15 protein-coding genes are annotated in these 17,782 nt (G+C 74.2%); 5 read left to right on the forward strand and 10 right to left on the reverse strand.

The annotated features are described in order from the left end of the window. Positions 1 to 12 precede the first annotated feature (12 nt). On the forward strand, positions 13 to 1,305 hold the full coding sequence (locus E1165_RS13130) for a type III PLP-dependent enzyme (RefSeq protein ID WP_132391194.1): 1,293 nt from the start codon (positions 13 to 15) through the stop codon (positions 1,303 to 1,305). Positions 1,306 to 1,322: 17 nt separating this feature from the next. On the opposite strand, the gene E1165_RS13135 is transcribed toward E1165_RS13130, so the two are convergent. From E1165_RS13135 to E1165_RS13165, 7 genes are all read right to left on the reverse strand, one after another. Next, the gene (locus E1165_RS13135) at positions 1,323 to 2,084 is read right to left on the reverse strand and encodes a 4'-phosphopantetheinyl transferase superfamily protein (protein ID WP_165945211.1); all 762 of its coding nucleotides are present in this window, start codon (positions 2,082 to 2,084) and stop codon (positions 1,323 to 1,325) included. A gap of 4 nt (positions 2,085 to 2,088) precedes the next feature. After that, entirely contained in the window at positions 2,089 to 3,285 is a 1,197-nt protein-coding gene (locus tag E1165_RS13140) for an acyl-CoA dehydrogenase family protein (protein WP_132391198.1), read from the reverse strand. Between the two features lie 14 nt (positions 3,286 to 3,299). Then, entirely contained in the window at positions 3,300 to 3,986 is a 687-nt protein-coding gene (locus tag E1165_RS13145; RefSeq protein ID WP_132391200.1) for a hypothetical protein, read from the reverse strand. Continuing rightward, a complete protein-coding gene (locus E1165_RS13150) occupies positions 3,983 to 4,861 on the reverse strand; it encodes a hypothetical protein (RefSeq protein WP_165945212.1) in 879 nt (292 codons plus the stop codon). The genes E1165_RS13145 and E1165_RS13150 overlap by 4 nt, the downstream gene beginning before the upstream one ends. After that, positions 4,861 to 5,151, reverse strand: coding sequence for an acyl carrier protein (locus tag E1165_RS13155; RefSeq protein ID WP_132391204.1), 291 nt, complete (start codon positions 5,149 to 5,151; stop codon positions 4,861 to 4,863). Before E1165_RS13155 ends, E1165_RS13150 begins: the two co-directional genes overlap by 1 nt. A gap of 125 nt (positions 5,152 to 5,276) precedes the next feature. Beyond that, positions 5,277 to 6,671 carry an ATP-grasp domain-containing protein gene (locus E1165_RS13160; protein ID WP_132391206.1) on the reverse strand — a complete coding sequence of 465 codons (1,395 nt, stop codon included), beginning with the start codon at positions 6,669 to 6,671 and terminating at the stop codon, positions 5,277 to 5,279. A 23-nt stretch (positions 6,672 to 6,694) separates the two neighbouring features. After that, a complete protein-coding gene (locus tag E1165_RS13165; RefSeq protein ID WP_132391208.1) occupies positions 6,695 to 7,630 on the reverse strand; it encodes a 3-oxoacyl-[acyl-carrier-protein] synthase III C-terminal domain-containing protein in 936 nt (311 codons plus the stop codon). Between the two features lie 240 nt (positions 7,631 to 7,870). Between E1165_RS13165 and E1165_RS13170 the strand changes: the two genes are divergently transcribed. Together E1165_RS13170 and E1165_RS13175 are read left to right on the forward strand one after the other, a co-directional pair. Then, positions 7,871 to 9,271 (forward strand): aldehyde dehydrogenase family protein, encoded by a 1,401-nt coding sequence (locus E1165_RS13170; protein WP_207916872.1) that lies wholly within the window; start codon positions 7,871 to 7,873, stop codon positions 9,269 to 9,271. A gap of 40 nt (positions 9,272 to 9,311) precedes the next feature. Then, on the forward strand, positions 9,312 to 11,231 hold the full coding sequence (locus tag E1165_RS13175; RefSeq protein ID WP_132391210.1) for a PhoX family phosphatase: 1,920 nt from the start codon (positions 9,312 to 9,314) through the stop codon (positions 11,229 to 11,231). Positions 11,232 to 11,354: 123 nt separating this feature from the next. On the opposite strand, the gene E1165_RS13180 is transcribed toward E1165_RS13175, so the two are convergent. Both E1165_RS13180 and E1165_RS13185 read right to left on the reverse strand, forming a co-directional pair. After that, on the reverse strand, positions 11,355 to 12,704 hold the full coding sequence (locus E1165_RS13180; RefSeq protein WP_132391212.1) for a hypothetical protein: 1,350 nt from the start codon (positions 12,702 to 12,704) through the stop codon (positions 11,355 to 11,357). A 14-nt stretch (positions 12,705 to 12,718) separates the two neighbouring features. Then, positions 12,719 to 14,197: an amidase family protein gene (locus tag E1165_RS13185; protein ID WP_165945213.1), complete on the reverse strand. Its 1,479-nt coding sequence runs from the start codon at positions 14,195 to 14,197 to the stop codon at positions 12,719 to 12,721. Between the two features lie 289 nt (positions 14,198 to 14,486). Here E1165_RS13185 and E1165_RS13190 point away from each other — a divergent pair, with 289 nt between their 5' ends. Then, positions 14,487 to 15,584 (forward strand): alcohol dehydrogenase catalytic domain-containing protein, encoded by a 1,098-nt coding sequence (locus E1165_RS13190; protein WP_132391228.1) that lies wholly within the window; start codon positions 14,487 to 14,489, stop codon positions 15,582 to 15,584. A gap of 432 nt (positions 15,585 to 16,016) precedes the next feature. Further along, positions 16,017 to 16,682, forward strand: a complete 666-nt coding sequence (locus E1165_RS13195; RefSeq protein ID WP_132391216.1) for a response regulator transcription factor — start codon at positions 16,017 to 16,019, stop codon at positions 16,680 to 16,682. 111 nt (positions 16,683 to 16,793) lie between these two features. Here the strand turns inward: E1165_RS13195 and E1165_RS13200 are convergent. Beyond that, a partial coding sequence (locus E1165_RS13200; protein ID WP_132391218.1) for an expansin EXLX1 family cellulose-binding protein occupies positions 16,794 to 17,782 on the reverse strand: 989 nt, incomplete at its 5' end.

Genomic DNA, 17,782 nt, shown 5'->3' on the forward strand with positions numbered 1-17,782 from the left:
GGAGGCGATGGCATGGCAGACGACGTCGGCGTGCAGGGAGTACGGTTCGAGGAACTCGCCGCGCGGTACGGCACCCCGCTGTACGTGTACGACTCAGCCGTGCTGGGTGCCCAGTTCGGCCGGCTGCGAAAGGCGCTGGACCCTCGGCTGGAGTTCTTCTTCTCGCTGAAGGCGAACCCCAACGTGGCGATCTGCGCCCGGCTCGCCGGCCTCGGCGCCCGCGCCGAGGTCTCGTCCCTGACCGAGCTGCTCACCGCCCGCCGGGCGGGGGTACGCCCGGAGGACATCATCTTCCTCGGCCCCGGCAAGAGCGCCGAGGAGTTGCAGGCCTGTCTGGCCCAGCGGATCTACGCGATCGTCTGCGAGTCCCTCGGCGAGCTGCGGCTCATCGACAACCTGGCCCGGGCCGCGGGCACGACCGCACCGGTGGCGCTGCGGGTCAACCCGAACTTCACGGTCAAGGGTTCGGGCCTGACGATGGGGGGCCGGCCCCGACAGTTCGGCATCGACGAGGACGAGCTGATGGGCCAGGCTGGGTTGGGCAGCCGCTACCCCGGTGTCCGGTTGATGGGGGTGCACGTCTACATGGGCACCCGCATCCTCGACCCTCGGGTGGTCGCCGACAACAGCCGGCGCGTCCTTGAGCTGGCCGAGCGGCTCTCCACCCGGCTCGACTTCCCGCTGGAGCTGGTCGACGTCGGCGGCGGCCTGGGCGTGGCGTACTTCGACAACGAGCAGGACCTGGACGTCGACGTGCTCGCCGGGCTGCTCAACCCGGTCCTCGGCCAGTTCCGGGCCCGCCATCCGCGCACCCGCCTGGCGATGGAGCTGGGCCGCTACCTGACCGCGCCCGGCGGGATCTACGTGGTCCGGGTCCGCTACCTCAAGACCTCGCTCGGTCAACGGTTCGCGGTCACCGACGGCGGCACCCATCACCACATGGCGGCCGTCGGCATCGGTTCGTACGTCAAACGCAACTTCCCGATGCGACTGCTGCGCGCGGAGGCGGGGGCGGCGGAGCCGTGGCAGGTGACCGGCCCGCTGTGCACGCCGAACGACACGCTGGGCAAGAACGTCCTGCTTCCTCCGCTGCGCACCGGCGATCTGCTCGGTGTGCTGCGGTCCGGGGCGTACGGGCCGACCGCCTCGCCCGTGCAGTTCCTCAGCCACGGCTACCCGGCGGAGGTGCTGGTCCACGACGGACGGCCGTACCTGGTGCGCGAGCGTGACCGGCCCGAGGACATGATGCGCCGCCAGCACCTGCCGGGGGCGCTCCGGGCCCGTACGGCCGTGCCGGCCCGCTGAGGGCGGAGCCGGCGGGGTCAGCCCTCGGGCGGTCCGTCGGTGCCGGACGGCCGACCGTGCGACGGCGGCGTGCCGCGGACCACCGCCCGGGTGAGGTCCGCCGGGCGGCGGTGGTGGTACTCGACGTCGTACGGCTCGGTGCCGGCGAGCGCGACGGCACCCCGGTAGCCGGGCGGGACGCGCAGGTCGCGTACCCGCCACGGCCCCGGGATCCGACCGCCGGGCCGGTGCACCAGCAGCCCGTCCGGGCCCGCCACCGGCAGGTCGAGCCCGTTGAGCAGCCGGTCCCCGGCAGCCTTGACGCAGGCCTCCTTGCGGGTCCAGAGCGTCAGGTGGACCGCGGTCCGTTCGGTGGGCGGGGAGGCGGCCACCAGCCGCGCCTCGGCCGGCGGGAAGTAGCGCCGGGCGAACGCCTCGACCGACCGGCCGGGGTGGGCGCGTTCCACGTCGACGCCGACGTCACGCCCGGTGGTCACCGCCAGCAGGGCACACCGGCCGGAGTGCGAGATGTTGAAACGCCACGCCCCGTCGTCGAGGAGCGGCTTGCCCCAGCGGCCGGTGCGTAGCGGCACCCGCGCGGGCGGCTCCCCCCGGTAGCCGCCGAGGACGAAGCGGAGCGACCCGTACACGGCCAGGAACCGACGCCGTACGGCCGGGTCGGCGTAGCCGTCCCGACGGGCACGCTCGGTCGGGCTCAGGACCTCCTCGAAGGTCCGCGCCACCTGCGGTGGCAGGTCCAGCCCCAGGTGCCAGACGTGTACCACGCCGGGGGCGGGCACCGCCCTACACCCCCGCCGCCGTGGGGGGCACGGTGGCGGACGGATACCCGTCGAAGGCACCCCGGTCCAGCGCGGCGGCCACCGCCAGGCGCTGGACGTTGCCGGTGCCCTCCATGTACTCCAGTGCCCCGGCGTCGCGGGCGAACTTGTCCAGCAGCGGCTGGTCGAGTCGGGCGCCCGGGCCGAAGCTGCGCAGTGCCCAGCGGGTCACGTCGGCGGCCAGCCGGGTGGCGCGCAGCTTCGCGGCCGAGGCGAGGTGTCCGCTGCCGCTGTCGGAGTCGACTTCGACGGCCGCCCGGCGGGTCAGCCGACGTACCGCCTCGATCTCCCCCTCGACGCGGGCCAGCGCGTCGCGCTCGTCCGGGCGCAGCGCGCGGCGGTGCTCCCGCACATGGTCGCAGGCCGCCTGGGCGAGGCCCACGGCCATCGCCGCCACGGTGGGACGCAGCAGGTTGAACGTCCGTTGCCAGCCCCAACCGCCCCGGCGTACCGGTGAGAGGTGCCGGCCGAGGATCTGCCCGGCGTCGACCGGCACGGCGTCGAGGGTGAGCGCCCCGAGCTGGGCGCCGCGCACGCCGAGGGTCGGCACCGGGGCGGCGGCGAAGCCGGTGGCGGAGGTCTCGACCAGTGCCGCTGCCAGGCCGAGCGGCCCGTCCGCGGTGCGGTGGAACACCACCCCGACGGACGCGCGCAGAGCGTTGCTGATGTAGCGCTTACGACCGGTCAGGCTCCACCCGGAACCGTCGGGCAGCGCGGTGGCGCGGGTGCGCAGGCCGCCGGCGTCGGTTCCGCCTCCGGGTTCGGTGAGAGCGAAGAACGTCCAGGTGGGCCGGTCCAGGAGCCGCCCGTAGAACCACTCCTGCTGGGCCCGGTCGCCGATGGCGGCGACCAGCACGCCGGACATCGACGCGCCGGGCAGCGCCAACATCATGCCCAGGTCGCCGTGGGCGATCTCCTCGCAGAACACCACCCGTTCCAGCGCCGCGGTGAGGTGGAAGCGCTCACCGGCCAGGACCAGCGGCGCGGGGTTGAAGGCGGCGGGGATCTGTAGATGGGCCGCGTGGGTGACCGCCGGCGCGGCCAGCAGCCGCAGCACCACGTCGGGGTCGCGGTCCAGTTCGAGGGCGTACGGGCGCAGCTCGGCGGCCCACCCCCGGGCGTGCCGGCGGAGCAGCCGCAGCCGGTCGTCGAGGTCGGGCACGGCTGGTCACCTCCTCACGCCGGCACGGGCACGTCGTGGCGTACCGGCAGGTAGACGTCGGCAAGCAGGTGGGACAGGTACACCGCCCGCCCGGGTCCGTCCTCGGTGAACCCCGTGGCGCCGAGCACCGGCAGCAGCGCGTGGTCCGAGGTGGTCAGTTGGTGGTGCGCCTGCACCAGGACGGCGTCCGGGCCGGCGTCCGGGTCCGCGTCGGTCAGCAGCGCCCGGACGGTGAGCTGGTCGGTGACGGCCTCGGCGAGGGTGGCCTGGACGAGTTGCTGGCGCAGCAGCGGCCCGTCGGCGGCCCGCCGGCCGGCCAGGTGGGCGCGGGCCCGGTCCAACAGTCCCGCCGAGACGCCTAGCCGCAACCAGGCCAGGCCGAGCAGCCAGGTCCGGTACGGCTCCCACCCGGCTGCCTGCGGGGCGGGCAGGCCGCGTACGGCCAGCAGGTCGGCGTCGCGTACCGGCGCGGGCAGGGGCACGGTGGCGACACCGGTCAGCCCCCGCAGCGGCGTTCCGCCGGGCCACACCCGCTCGGCAGCGCGGCCGACGACACCGGGGGCCAGCGCGTGCCCGGCGGGGCCGGCGACCAGTGACCCTGCGGCGACCTGGTCGTACAGGTCGGTGAGCGCGGCCTCGACGCCGGCCCGCCGGGCGGTGTCGTGCGGCCGGGTCCAGCGGGTCGGGGCGACGGTGGTCATCGCCGTCCCGCCGCCGGCACGTCGAGCAGGCAGGTGGCAAGTCGTTCCTGGTCGGAGTCGTAGTCGGCGATCAGCACCCGCGCCCCGTCGACCTGCCACCGGGCCAGCCGGGTGGCCGCCACCTGCCACACCCCGGTGACCGGTTGTCCGGGTGGTGCCGCCAGCACCCGGGTGCCGGCCGGGACCGTGGGCAACCGCCCGGCCAGGCCCGCGCCGGTCACCAGCACCTGCGGTCCGGACTCGGCCAGCGCCTCGGCGAGGGCCTCCGCCGGGGTGCGGGAGCCGGTCGGCACGGTACGCGGCGGGTACAGCCGGCCACCCTCGCCGGCCAGGTCGAACGCCAGCACCACCACCGCGTCGCGCTCCACCCGTAGCCGGTGCGGCACCGGTAGCTCGTGCAGCAGCGCCGACTGGTCGACCGCGATGAGCAGCAGCCGGCCGGCACCGTCGTGACGGACCCGGTTGGCCAGCACGTGCAGGGCCGTGAACGCCGTGACCAGGCCCTGGTCGAGCACGGCGAAGGCGAGCCCGGCGTCGGGCACCAGGGTGCTCAGGTGACACATCGGGAACCCCGGTTGCGAGTCGGGGGTGATCGCGGCGAGTACGGCCAGGTCGAAGTGGTCGGCGTGGGGACGCAGGCGGGGTAGCACCGCCGTCACCATGTCGGTGAAGGAGTTGCGTCGCCCCTCGAACGCGCCGGGTGGGCAGGTCGTGCCGTAGGAGCGCATCAGGTCGGGGTAGTAGATGTGGTCGTCGTTGCCGAACGGCCCGCCGGGGCCGAACACCTGGTGCACCGCCCGGGCCAGGCCGAGCGGGGCGGGTTCCCCCGCCGGGGCGCCGGTCCGCGACCGGCGCCCCGGCGCGGTGACGTACATCAGGCGTTCTCCTCGACCTGCGCGGCGACGTACGCGATGAGCGCGCCGACGGTCTCGAAGTCGGTCGGCTCCAGGGTTTCGGTGTCGAACTCGACGCCCAGCTCCGCCTCCAGTTGGATGAGGAGTTCCAGCACGCTGGTGGAGTCGAAGGAGAGGTCCTCGAAGAGGCGCGTCTGCGCCGAGATGCTCTCCGGTTCGCGGCCCAGCATCTGTGCGAGTGCACCGATCACCACGGCGGTGGTGTCGCTGGTGGCGGCCTGGGGGGCACCGCCGATTGTCGTGTCGCTCATGTCGTCTCCCTGTCTGGTCGCGGTCCCTCCGGGCTGGTGGGGCCGGTGGTGTGGCCGGTGCGTGGCGCGCCGGCCGCGTCGCGGGCCGGGGCCGGCCGACCCGGGCAGGGCCGGCCGGGTCGCGGCTAGGGCTGCTCGACAGTCGCGGCGCAGTCCCGCAGCCGGTCGGTGACCTCCCTGTCGATGGCTGCGACGTGCCGGTCGGAGTCTGCGGCCACCACGCCGTAGAGCCGGCCGCCGAAGCTGGCGCCTTCGGCGCCGACGGCCGCGGCGGCGTTCACGGTGGCGAAGTTGTTGATCACCAGGCCCGGCCGTCCCGGGCGGTCGGCGAGCACACCGTCCAGCAGCGCCCGCAGCTCGCCGAAGGGCAGTGGTCTGATCAGCCGCAGCGGGTACTGCCGGGCGAGCGCGACCGTTTCCGGGCCGAACCAGGTCCGGCGCAGCCGCTCCTGGTAGGTGGACATGTTGTTGCGCGCGTTGATCTCGATGATCGGGTAGAGCCGGTCGTCGGTGGTGGTGAGGGCGTCCACCCCGACCACCCCGAAGTACCCGTCGGCGGCAAGCCGGCGGCCGATCGTCTCGGCGGCGGTCTGCACCTGCCGGTGCTGCCGCGGCGTCAGCGGCGCCGGCATCCGGTGGCCCTGGTGCACGCCGTCGCTGGTGATCGCCTCCTTGACCACGTCGAAGTGCACGGCGCCGGCGCGGTCGACGGTCATCTGGTAGTTGAGGTCGTGGCGTTTGGGCAGCCACTCCTCCACAATCACCCCGACCCGGCCGCCGCCGCGCTGGGCCCGGCGCGCGATCAGGGTACGCAGCTGGGCGAGCCGCCGGGTGTCGCGGACGACCATGATCCCGCGGCCGGAGACGCCGTAGGCGTCCTTGAGGACGATCGGCCGTCCGGCGTCGAGCCAGCCGCCGGCCCGGTGGACGGCCCGATCCAGCTCGTCGATGTCGCGGCAGACCATGCCCTCCGGCTGCGGCAGTTCCAGCTCGTCGGCGAGCAACCGGCTGTAGATCTTGCTGTTGACCTGCTTGCAGACGGCGGCCGTCGGTGCGGCCAGGGGCAGCCCGGAGAGCTCCGCCAGGCGTTCCTCGACCACCGACACACCGTGCGGCCACAGGTGGGCACCGGCGGCGGCCAGCCGGCCCAGCGCGGCGACGAGCGGCGCGTCGGTCACCGCGTCCTCACTGACCGTGCGCTGCGGCTGCTGGTTGCCGACGGTCAGCACCCGGGGCAGGGCCAGGCCCAGGTCGCCGAGGTACCGCAGGTACTCCTCGTCGGGCGCAGCCTTGAGGACGACGTGGTCGTCCGGGCCGGCCAGCAGCAGCGCGCATTCGTCCATCCGGTTGACGACGACGCGGCTGCCCGGCATGACGATCCCGGGCAGGCCCGGCTCGCCCCGCGCCCAGTGCTCCTCGACCTCGAAGTTGCCGAGCAGCACGAGGGGACGGTCCGCGGTGCCGGTCAACGCGGTACGCAGCAGCGCCAGGACATCACCGGTGGCTGTGGGCGTGTGCACGTGTCGCTCTCCAGGCTCGGGGTTCAGTGGACGAGGACCATGGCGGAGACGGTGGCGCCGAGCCCCACCGACGTCATCAGGTACGGGTCACCGGGTGTCAACCGGCCCTGTTCCCGGGCCACCTGGTAGGCGGCGAAGGAGTCGGCGGCGAAGCAGTGTCCGGTACGTGGGAGGTTGTCCAGGACCAGCCGACCGGCGCTGCGGATGTTCAGTAGCCGGAGCACCCGCAGCCAGGACACCCGGTTGACGTTGTGCGGCAGGATCGCCACGATCCTGTCCAGGTCCAGACCGGACTCGTCGACGGCGGCCCGGACCACCTCGGCGACCATGACCGGGTAGTCGTCACGGAAGGCCGCCCCGTCCTCCTCCGACATCCACGGTCCGGCGGAGAACCGGCCGTAGGTGCCGGCGGCGTAGGAGAGCACCCGGTCGCGCTGGCCGTGCGCACCGACCAGCACCGCCGAGCAGCCCTCCCCCATCACCCCGGTGCCGGAGATGACCTGCGCGGAGGCGGTGAACGCCTTCTCACCGGTGAGGACCAGCGCCAGCGCGCCGGGGTCGGGATCGTCGGCCAGGAGTGTGCCGGCGAGGTCGACGGCGAGCAGACCGGACGCGCAGGCGTGTTGGCTGACGGTGAACGTCGTGGCGTGGGCCAGGCCCAGCCGGCGGGCCGCCTCCCGGACCGGATTGACCGGGTAGGGCGCCACCACCGGCATGGTCCGGGCGTGCAGGACATAGCGGACCAGGTGCTCCCGGCCACGCAGCGCGGACATCCCGGCCGCCCCGCTGACCAGCAGGTCGGCCAGGCTGCCCTGCGGGTCGAGGCGGATCTCGTGGAAACCGTAGAACCGCTCGTACATCCGGATCTGGACCGCCGAGAACCCGTAGGCGGCGAGGCACTCACCCACGGGCACGCGAGTCGGTGGCAGGTACGTGTGCACCGCCTCGATCGACGCCACCGGAGCCCCCTTCCGCCTGTCGCCGGTCGTCCGACGGGTCGGCGGTCCCGGGCCGGGGCCGCCTGCCGGGATGACCCTCCCGCGCGCCGGGGACGCCCGGAAAGCCACCGACGGGCGCACCAAGACCCTGACCGGACGAGCATGCCCGCAAGCGGAGATGCTGAGCCCGGTGGCCGGCGCGAAGACTGACCTAATCCGTCAAGCGGAGGAACCAGGCCAGTGGGGAGAGTGTCCGTGTTCATGCCGATGACCATCGCCGGACGTCCCGTACGTTCCCCCGATCGGCTGCCGGTGGAGGATCCGGCCACGGCCACGGTCTTCGCCGAGGCACCACAGTGCACGGCCGCGCAACTCGACGACGCGGTCCTGGGCGCGGTCGCCGCCCTCGACGGTTGGGCCCGCGCGGGTGAGGACCGGCGGCGGGCGGCGCTGCTGGCGTGCGGGTCGGTGCTGGCCCAGGCGGCCGAGGAGGTGGCCGAACTACTCACCGCCGAACAGGGCAAGCCGCTGCGTCAGGCCCGCGCGGAGGTGGCACTCGCCGCCGACTGGTTCGGCCACACGGCCGAGCTGTCGTTACCGCAGCAACGGCTGGTCACCGAGGAGGCCACCGAGGTCACTCTCGGCCGGACGCCGGTGGGGCCGGTCGCCGCGATCGCCCCCAGCAACTACCCGATCATCCTGGCCGTCACGAAGATCGCGCCGGCGCTGCTGGCGGGCAACACGGTGGTGCTCAAGCCGTCGCCGGTGACCCCGCTGGCCAGCCTACGGATGGGGCAGTTGCTGGCCGGGGTGCTGCCGCCGGGGGTGCTCAACACGGTCAGCGGGGACGGCGACCTGGGACCGGCGCTGGTGGCGCACCCGGCGGTCCGGATGGTCTCCTTCACCGGATCGACCCGCTCCGGTCGGGCCATCGCGCGCCGCGCGGCGGACTCGTTCAAGCGGGTGGTCCTGGAACTCGGCGGCAACGATCCGTGCGTCCTCCTACCCGGCACCGACGTCGGCCAGGTCGCCGGGGAGGTCTTCCGGCGGGCCACCGTGAACAGTGGACAGTTCTGCGCGGCGATCAAACGGGTGTACGCGCCCGAGGGCCAGGTGGCCGAGCTGACCGAGGCGCTGCGCGCCGCGGCGGAGGCGGCGGTGGTCGGCGACGGGCGCGACGAGCGGACCGACCTCGGCCCGCTGGTCAGCCAGGCCCAGCTGGAACACGTACGCCGGCTGGTGGACGAGGCGGCGGCGGCCGGCGGCCGGGTGGTGACCGGGGGTGCGCCGCTGCCGCGCCCCGGACACTTCTACCCCCCGACGGTGGTGACCGACCTGCCGCCCGGCACGGCCCTGGAGCAGGACGAGCAGTTCGGGCCGGTGATCCCGGTCATCGGCTACGGCGACCTCGACGAGGCGGTGGCCCGGGCCAACGGCACCCGTTTCGCCCTGGGCGGTTCCGTGTGGGGCGAACCGGTGGCCGCCCGGGCTGTCGCCGCCCGCCTCGAGTGCGGCACCGCCTGGATCAACACCCACGGCGACCTGCGCCACGACGTCCCGTTCGGCGGACTGCGCGAGTCCGGTAGCGGCGTCGAGTACGGCCACTGGGGGCTGTTGGAGTACACCCACATCAAGATCACACACGCCGCGCGGCTGCCCTGACAGGGGACCACCGTCGGCCCATCCGTCGTGGAGGCCAGCCATGTCCCGCGCCCTCACCCCGTCCGGTCCGCTGCCTGAGCCGGAGCCGGACGACATCAGCGCCAACCCGTCGGGCAACCGACTCTTCCAAGACGTTCTCGCCGCCCGGCTCTCCCGCCGGGCCGCGCTGACCGGCGGTGTCGTGACGGCGGCCGGCTTCCTGGGCGCAGGCGCGGCGGACGGCGAGGCGGCGGCCACCGGCGGGGCTCGGGGCCGTCGGCGGCTACTGGGTTTCCAGCCGGTCGAGATCAGTTCGGCGGACACCCTCACCGTCGCCGACGGCTACACCGCGGAGGTGCTCATCCCCTGGGGCACCCCGATCCGCGCGACCGGGCCGGCCTGGCGACCCGACGCCGCCAACACCGCCGCCGAACAGGCCGAACAGATCGGCATGAGCCACGACGGCATGCGGTTCTTCCCGCTGGGACCCGGTCGTGGCCTGCTGGCCCTCAATCACGAGTACGCCGACCAGATGCTGCTCTTCCCCGACGGGGACACGGTGATGACCCCGGAGAAGGTGGCCAAGTCCCTCGCGGCGCACGGGGTCAGCGTGGTGGAGGTGGCCCTGCGCCGGGGACGGTGGCAGGTGGTGGACTCCCGGTTCAACCGCCGGATCACCGCGGCGACCCCGGTACGCTTCGCCGGCCCGGTCGGCGGCGACCACCCCTCGTTGCGTACCGGAGCCGAGCCGCGCGGCACGCTGAACAACTGCTCGTGCGGCGCCACCCCGTGGGGCACCTACCTGACCTGCGAGGAGAACTGGAACGAGTACTTCGCCACCGACGATCCGGGCTGGACGCCGACGCCCGAGCAGGCCCGCTACGGCGTGACCCGGCACGGCTACGGGTACCGGTGGCACCAGGGCGATCCGCGCTTCGATCTGGCGGCGACCCCCAACGAGGCGAACCGGTTCGGGTGGATCGTGGAGATCGACCCGCGTGACCCCACCGCGAAGCCGGTGAAGCGCACCGCGCTGGGCCGGGTCAAGCACGAGACGGCCACGGTGACCGAGTCCCGGGGACGGGTGGTCGTCTACACCGGCGACGACCAGGTCGGCGAGTACGTCTACAAGTTCGTCAGCGCCGGCCGGTGGCGGGTGATGCGGGCCACCGGGCGGCACCCGCTGGACCACGGCACCCTCTACGTCGCCCGGTTCGACGACGACGGCACCGGCCGCTGGCTGCCGCTGGCCCACGGCACCGGTCCGCTCACCGTGGACAACGGCTGGCGCGACCAGGCCGACGTGCTGCTGCGGACCCGGCAGGCCGCGGACGCGGTCGGTGCGACGCCGATGGACCGGCCGGAGTGGATCGCGGTGCATCCGCGCACCAACGAAGTGTACGCCACGCTGAGCAACGGCCCCGGCTTTCCGAACGCGGCCAACCCCCGCCGGCCCAACCCGTTCGGTCACATCATCCGGTGGCGCGAACGCCACGGCGATGCCACCGCCACCACCTTCGAGTGGGACATCTTCCTGCTGGCGGGTGACCCCGCCTTCGACCCGAAGGTGCAACTCGACCCGGCGGGGATGTTCGGTTCACCGGACGGGCTCGCCTTCGACGGCGACGGACGGTTGTGGATCCAGACCGACGTCTCCAACTCGTCCCTGAACAACCCCCGGACGTACTACGTCAACCTGGGCAACAACGCGCTGCTGGCGGCCGACCCGGTCACCGGAGAGGTGCGCCGCTTCGCGGTCGGTCCGCGCGGCTGTGAGCTGTCCGGGATCACCTTCACCCCGGACCACCGGACCATGTTCGTCAACGTCCAGCACCCGGGTGAGGCGGTGGCCGCCATGGACCGGCCGACCCCGGCGAACCCGCAGGCGGTGAGCAGTTGGCCCGACGCCGCCCCGGACGGGCGACCCCGCTCGGCGACCGTGGTGATCCGTCGCCGCGACGGCGGGGTGATCGGCCGTTGAGCCGACCGTCATTGGGCCGGGGAACAGCGCCTCGACGGCCCGTGACGCTGCCACCGTCGGCCCGCGACGCCGATCGTCGACGGAGCGTCCGGCCCGGTCGGCGTACCATCCGGCGCGGCGGGCCTACGGCCCGGGAACGACGGCCGGCCGGCGGATGACGCCACCGCTTCCGACGGCGGCGGCCACCGCCCGAGCGGCGTCCTCGACGATCTCCTGCGCCTGCGTCGCGTCGGCCCCGGGGGCCATCAGGGAGAGCACCGGCTGCCGGAACCCCAGGCCACGGACCGACGTCGGGTAGACCCGCACCCCGTCGGCCCAGAGCCGGGCGAGCGCGGGGCGCACACTGTCGAGGTAGGAGAGCGGCCCCCGGGCCCCGAGTGAGATCGCGTCGTGCGAGAAGACCACCCGTTCGGCATGCCCCCAGCGGTGCAGCATGGCGATCGCCGGCATGGCGCCACTGCGCCGGGCGTTGATCTCGGTGACGTAGTATGCGCCGTCGTCGGCGAGCACGAGGTCCACGCACATCCAGCCGCGGTAGCCCCGGGCGTGTGCGGCGACGCCGACGCCGCGGCCGATCCGGGTCATCCGCTCCGCCTCGGCCGGTGGCACCGAGCCGGGGCCGACGTGCACCCCCCGGACCCGGGAGACGTCCACCGCCATCGCGGTCGGCACGATCTCCCGGACTCCGTCGTCGTCGATGCGCAGGTCCACCGCCGGGCAACCGATACCCGGGCGGTGCGGTACGAACTGCTGCACCAGCAGCGGGAAGGTGCGCAGGAACGGATCACGCTCCACGGCGGTCCACAGGACCGAGGTGCCGAGGGCGTCGCGGCGCAGCACCACCGAGCCGTCACCGCCGACGCCGTACGGGCTGCGCACGATGACGCGGTCGTGCACGGTCAGCAGGTGCTCGACCGCACCCCGCAGCTCGGCGCTGTCGACCACCAGCAGGCCGGGCGGCACCCGCACCCCGGGCACCTCACGGGCCAGGTCCAGGCAGCTGAGCTTCGAGTCGAGGTGTCGACTGACCCAGTACCGCTCTTCCGGAACCCCGTCGAGGCGCACCCTGAGCCCCCAGCCGCGCAGGGCCGCGGCAAGCAGGAAGACCTCCGGCGTCGCGCCCCAGGTGACCAGCCGAACCTCGTCGTGGCCGTCGAGCAGTGCACGCAGCCGGGCCAGCGCCGGACCGTCACGCAGCAGGTCCGTCGCCACCATCCCGGTGGCGGGAGCCGGCGAGACGACCGGTGGCGCCGCGGTGTCCAGCAGCCGGTGCACGTCGGCGTACCAGTGCGGGTCGTGGCCCTGCGGCAGCACCAGCACCCGCCGCCGGGCGCTCCAGTAGACCGCGTAGTCGCCGAGGTGCCCGGCCAGGCGGGTGACGACGTCGGTGACGGCCGGACCCAGCGGCACGCCCGGGTTGCGGGTGTTGAACTCGGCCACGTTGGGCACCACGACGTCGATCGGCTCCGACATGCGCACCTTCCCGGTCAGGGCTGCCGTACCGGCAGGTCGTCGGCGGTCACCACGGCCAGGTCGGGGTGTCCGATGGGCGGCAGGACGCCAGCGAGCCGGCGGGCCACCGCCAGCGCCGTGCGGTCCTGCAGGTAGTCGCCGGCCACCGCGATGCCGATCGGCAGGCCCCGCGAGTCGCGGCGGACCGGCACCACCGTGGACGGCAGGTAGCTGACCCCGGTCAGGCCCGCCCAGACGATCTGGTCCCAGTACGGACGCTCCACCCCGTCGACGGTCACGGTGCGCTCCCGGAACGGCCGATGGTCGTGCCGGGCGGCCAGGTTCGGCGCCACCGGCAGCAGGATCGCGTCGTAGCCGGTGAAGAACTGCCGCCACCTGGCCCGCAGGCGGTTGCGCTGGTCGTCGGCCTCCACCCAGTCGCGGTAGCGCTGGGCCACGTACTCGCCACCGAGGACCGCGCCGGGCGCTCGCCGCCCGGCGGCGATATCGTCGATGTCCTCGGCGGTGTGCTCGGGCATCGCCACCGAGGCCAGCAACCGCCGGAAGACGCCGTCGCTGCCGGACAGCCGTACCCCCGAGGGGCGGGCCTCCTCGACGACGACACCGCTGTCGGCGAGTTGGTCGGCGGCGTACCTCAGCGCGGCCCGGACCTCGGCGTCGACCGGGCAGTACGGGTCGTCGAACCAGGTCGCCACCCGCCGCACCGGGCGCGGCGGCGGCAGCGACAGCCGCCAGCCCGGCGCGTCCCAGGGGTGCGCCACGGCGACCGCCTCCAGGGCGGTCTCCAGATCCTCGACGCTCCGGGCGATCGGACCGATCACGGCGATGTCGGCCTCCCGGGGCTTGAACGGGTAGGGCGGAACGTGACCGACCATCGGCACGGTGCGGTAGCTGGGCTTGTGGCCGTACACGCCGCAGGTGCCCGCCGGCACCCGGATCGAGCCGGCCACGTCGGAGCCCAGCTCCAGCGGGGTGAACCCGGCCGCGACGGCGCCGGCCGCGCCACCGGACGATCCGCTGGTGGTGTAGCCCGGATGCCACGGGTTGCGGGCCACGCCGAACAGCTCGTTGTAGGACTGGAGGTCACCCGAGCCCGACGGGACGTTGGTCTTGCCGAACACGATCACCCCGGTTCCCCGCAGCGCGGCCACCGCCGTGGCGTCCTCGCGGGGCCGGTAGGTACGCAGGTCGGTCAGGCCGCCGGTGGTACGCAGGCCGGCGGTGGCCAGGCAGTCCTTGATCGTCATGGCGACGCCGTGCAGCGGCCCCCACCGGTCACCCCGGGCGGTCGCCTCGTCGGCCTGCCGGGCGCGCTCCCGCGCCCGCTCGTCGACGGTGACCACCAGCTCAAGTCCCGGGTTGTGCCGGTCGATCCGGGCGAGTTGGGCATCGAGGTACTCCCGCGCCGAGATCTGGCGCGCGGCGATGGCGTCGGCCACCTGCCGCGCCGACCACCAGCACGGATCCGAGCCGGCCTGTCCGCCATCGGGCACGTACGCCACCTCACTCCGTTGTCGTCGCAGGGTCACCGCCTGCCAGTCTTCGCGTCGGTCGTGGGCGCGCGCACCCCTCTCTTCAGCCCTCGATCGGCCATGACCAATCGGCCCCGGGCGGGGACGACCGGCTGCCCGTCGGGGCAGGGCAGCCGGGTGCCCACCGGGGCAGGGCGCAACGGCGGCCGTCGGTGGTTGGCAGGTCGAGGTCGGGGTGGCCCACGATCGCAGCGACCCACCCACCGCCGGCACGGTCCACCGTTCCGGCCGGCTCGCGGAAGGTGCGCCGATGACCATGCCAGGAACGGGGGCCGAGCGTGGCGGGAGCCCGACCATGCGGGCGGTCGTCTACCACGGCCCGGGGTCGGTACGCGTCGACGAGGTGGAACGGCCCCGGATACAGCACCCGCGCGACGTGATCGTACGGGTCACCCGTACCGCCGTGTGCGGCACCGACCTGCACCCGTACCGGGGGGAGCTGCCGGACTTCACGCCGGGAACGGTGCTGGGGCACGAGTTCGCCGGCACCGTCCACGAGGCGGGAGCTCAGGCCCCGTTCGCCGCCGGCACCCGGGTCTTCGCCTCGGACGTGGTGGCCTGCGGACGCTGCCCGGCGTGTGCCCGCGGATGGCACTACCAGTGCCCGGCGGTGACCCTGTTCGGGTGCGCCGACGTGGTGGGCGCACCGCTGGCCGGCGGGCAGGCCGAGTTCGTCCGGGTGCCCTTCGCCGACGTGGTGCTCGCCGCCACCCCCGACGACGTCACCGACGAGCAGGCGCTGTTCGTCGGTGACGTGCTGACGACCGGGCTGGCGGCGGTGCACGGCGCAGAGGTGGCCCCCGGCGATCTCGTCGCCGTGGTCGGCGCGGGTCCGCTCGGGCTCCTCGCCGGGCTCTGCGCGGTGACCGCCGGTGCCGCGCGGGTGGTGGTCGCCGACCCGGTGCCGGCCCGGCGGGACCGGGCGGCCGGCTTCGGGTTCACCGCCGTCGCCCCGGAGCAGCTCGACGAGGCGGTACGCGACGCGGGTGGTCGCGGTGCGGACGCGGTCATCGAGGCGGTGGGCAGCGACGCGGCGCTGGACTGCGCGGTACGGGCAGCCGCACCGCACGCCACGGTCTGTGCGGTGGGGGTCCACCATTCCACCGCCATGCCCTTCCCCACCGGCCTCGCGTTCGCCCGCGAGCTGACGGTGCGCTTCGCCGTCGGCGACCCCATCCGGATGCGGGAACAGGTGCTGGCGTTGATCCGCTCCGGTCGGCTGGATCCCAGCCGGATCGTCACGCACCGGCTGCCGCTGGCCGACGCGGCGACGGCGTACCGGCTGTTCGACCGGCGCGACGCGTTCAAGGTGGTGCTCTGCCCCGACGGCACGGCCCCGGCGACCTGACCGTCCATCCGGCCGGGCAGACGGTGGGCGGTCGCGCACCGTCTGCCCGCCACCGGGCTGCCGCGTGTCCACCGCGACGGCTGGTCAACCACTGCGCATTCCAGGAGATGAGCGCTCACGGCTGCCGAGAGCAGGATGGGTCTGTAGCCGATGCAGGTCGGCGGAGTCGCCTCACGCCAATCGGTGAGTGTCGATGTGATGGGCGGTCTGGACGCAACGGGTCGCCGACGGACGCACGCCTCGTTCACGGACGGCGCGGAGGGGCCCGGTACGGCAACGGCGGTCGGGACGCGCACTCCCGGCGACGCGGTTACCACCCTAGTCCAGGCAGCCGCGCGACGCCGCCTAGTCCATCGGGCCTAGCCGATCGACGAGGGTACGACTTCCGCCGCCGGCCACGGCACGACCCGGCCACACAGTGGAGGTAGTGACATGCACAGCACGCTGGAGGCAGACCGCGGCACGGTGACCGTCGCAGTCCTGGTGGACAACGAGGTGTTCGGCCGGGGCATCGAGGCGGTGCTCGGTTGCGTGCCGGAGGTCTCGACGGTGCACCGCTGCGGATCGCGGGAGGAGTACGAGGCGCTGTCGCAGTTGGACCCGGTCGACTTCCTCATCGTCGCGCCGCCGGAGGCGCACTGGCTGGAGACCGAGGGCCGTGCGGTGCGCGGCAGCGCCCATGTCATTCTGCTCGTCGACGAGGCGGCCACCACCAACGTCACCCGGCTGGCGTCGATGCCGGTCGACGGATTCGTGTCCCAGCAACGCCTCACCGCAGACCTGTTGAGCGACACCCTGCGTCGCAGTCGCCGGGGTGAGCTGCCGATGCCGCCCACGCTGACCCGCGCCCTGCTCGCCCGCGCCGACGAGCCGGCGCCGGGCACCCGCACCCGGACGGTGAACCTGACCCCCCGGGAGACCGAGGCGCTCACCCTGCTCGTGAAGGGACTCAGCAACAAGCAGATCGCCCGCCGGTTGGGCATCTCCAGTCACGGCGCCAAGCGCCTGGTGGCCAGCATCATGCTCAAGTTGGACGCGCCCAACCGCACGACGGCGGCCATCAACGCCGTCCGCGCCGGCCTGGTCGAGTGCGACTGACGTCCGTACCGCCCCGGATCGCGGCAGGTCTGCGGTATCCGCGCCGGGGAGCGGCGCGGATACCGCAGACGTGGTCGATCAACGGGGGCGGGGCGGCCCGGAGGGGATTGGTCAGCCGCAGGAGGAGGGCTGGGGCCGCTCTGCCGCCAAGGGCCGCGCGACCGTCTCGCCGGCCGGCGCGGGCGGGGCGGCGTCGGCCGACACGCTGGCCGACGGGCGCGGCGGGGCACTCCGGGACGGGCCCACGCTCGGCCTCGGCGACGACACCCGGCTGGGGGCGGCGGCCCGCGCCACCGCGGCGGCGGGCGCCGCGCCGGTGGAGCCGTACATCCGGACGGTGCTGCGCTGCACCCGCCCGGGGGACATGGTGACGCCGGTGGCGGTGGCGCGGTGGCCGTACACGTCGGTGACCCGGACGGTGTACGGGCCGGGGCCGGCGCCGGACTCGATCAGCCAGTAGTTGTAGTCCTGCCTGGCGGCCGGACGGAACGTGCCGGAGCCGCCCTGGCGCACCTCGACGGAGCGCAGCGGGTTGCCGTGGTCGCCGACGAGCACCGCGAACCAGTACTGCGAGGCGCCTTCCTTGATCCGGAAGGTGAGCGGGCCGGGCAACGGCGGGTCGACGACGGCCCGGTAGCTGACCGGGACGACGCCCTGTACGGGATCGGCGATACGGGCGAACGCCTCCCGGGACAGGTCGAGGTGCCCGGGTGCGCACTCCGGGCACTGGTCGGTGATCAGGACCCGGACGGTGCCGCGTGGCCCGGTGACGTCGAGGGATCCGCCGCAGGCGGCGCCGGCGGCGTACTCGCCGGGGCCGAGGGCGACGTAGAGCCGGTTGGCGGGCGCGCTGGGGTACGAGCAGTTGCCGCCGCCACCCTGGGAGTCGTAGAAGGTCGCCTTTCCCTTGAGAACGGTGTCGCCGACCGGTGGCGCGGCGGCGAGCGGGGCCCCGGCCCGGACCGGTGCGGCGCAGGCGGGGGCCGCACCGGAGCGCAGGGCGAGACTGAGGCCGAGGACGGTGGCGAGCGCGGTGACGCCACCGGCGGCGAGCCAGCGGCTTCGGGCGGAGCGGGGCGCACGGCGGCTTCCCCGGGCGG

This window comes from Micromonospora sp. KC723, from assembly GCF_004348595.1.
In the GTDB taxonomy this organism is placed as follows: domain Bacteria; phylum Actinomycetota; class Actinomycetes; order Mycobacteriales; family Micromonosporaceae; genus Micromonospora.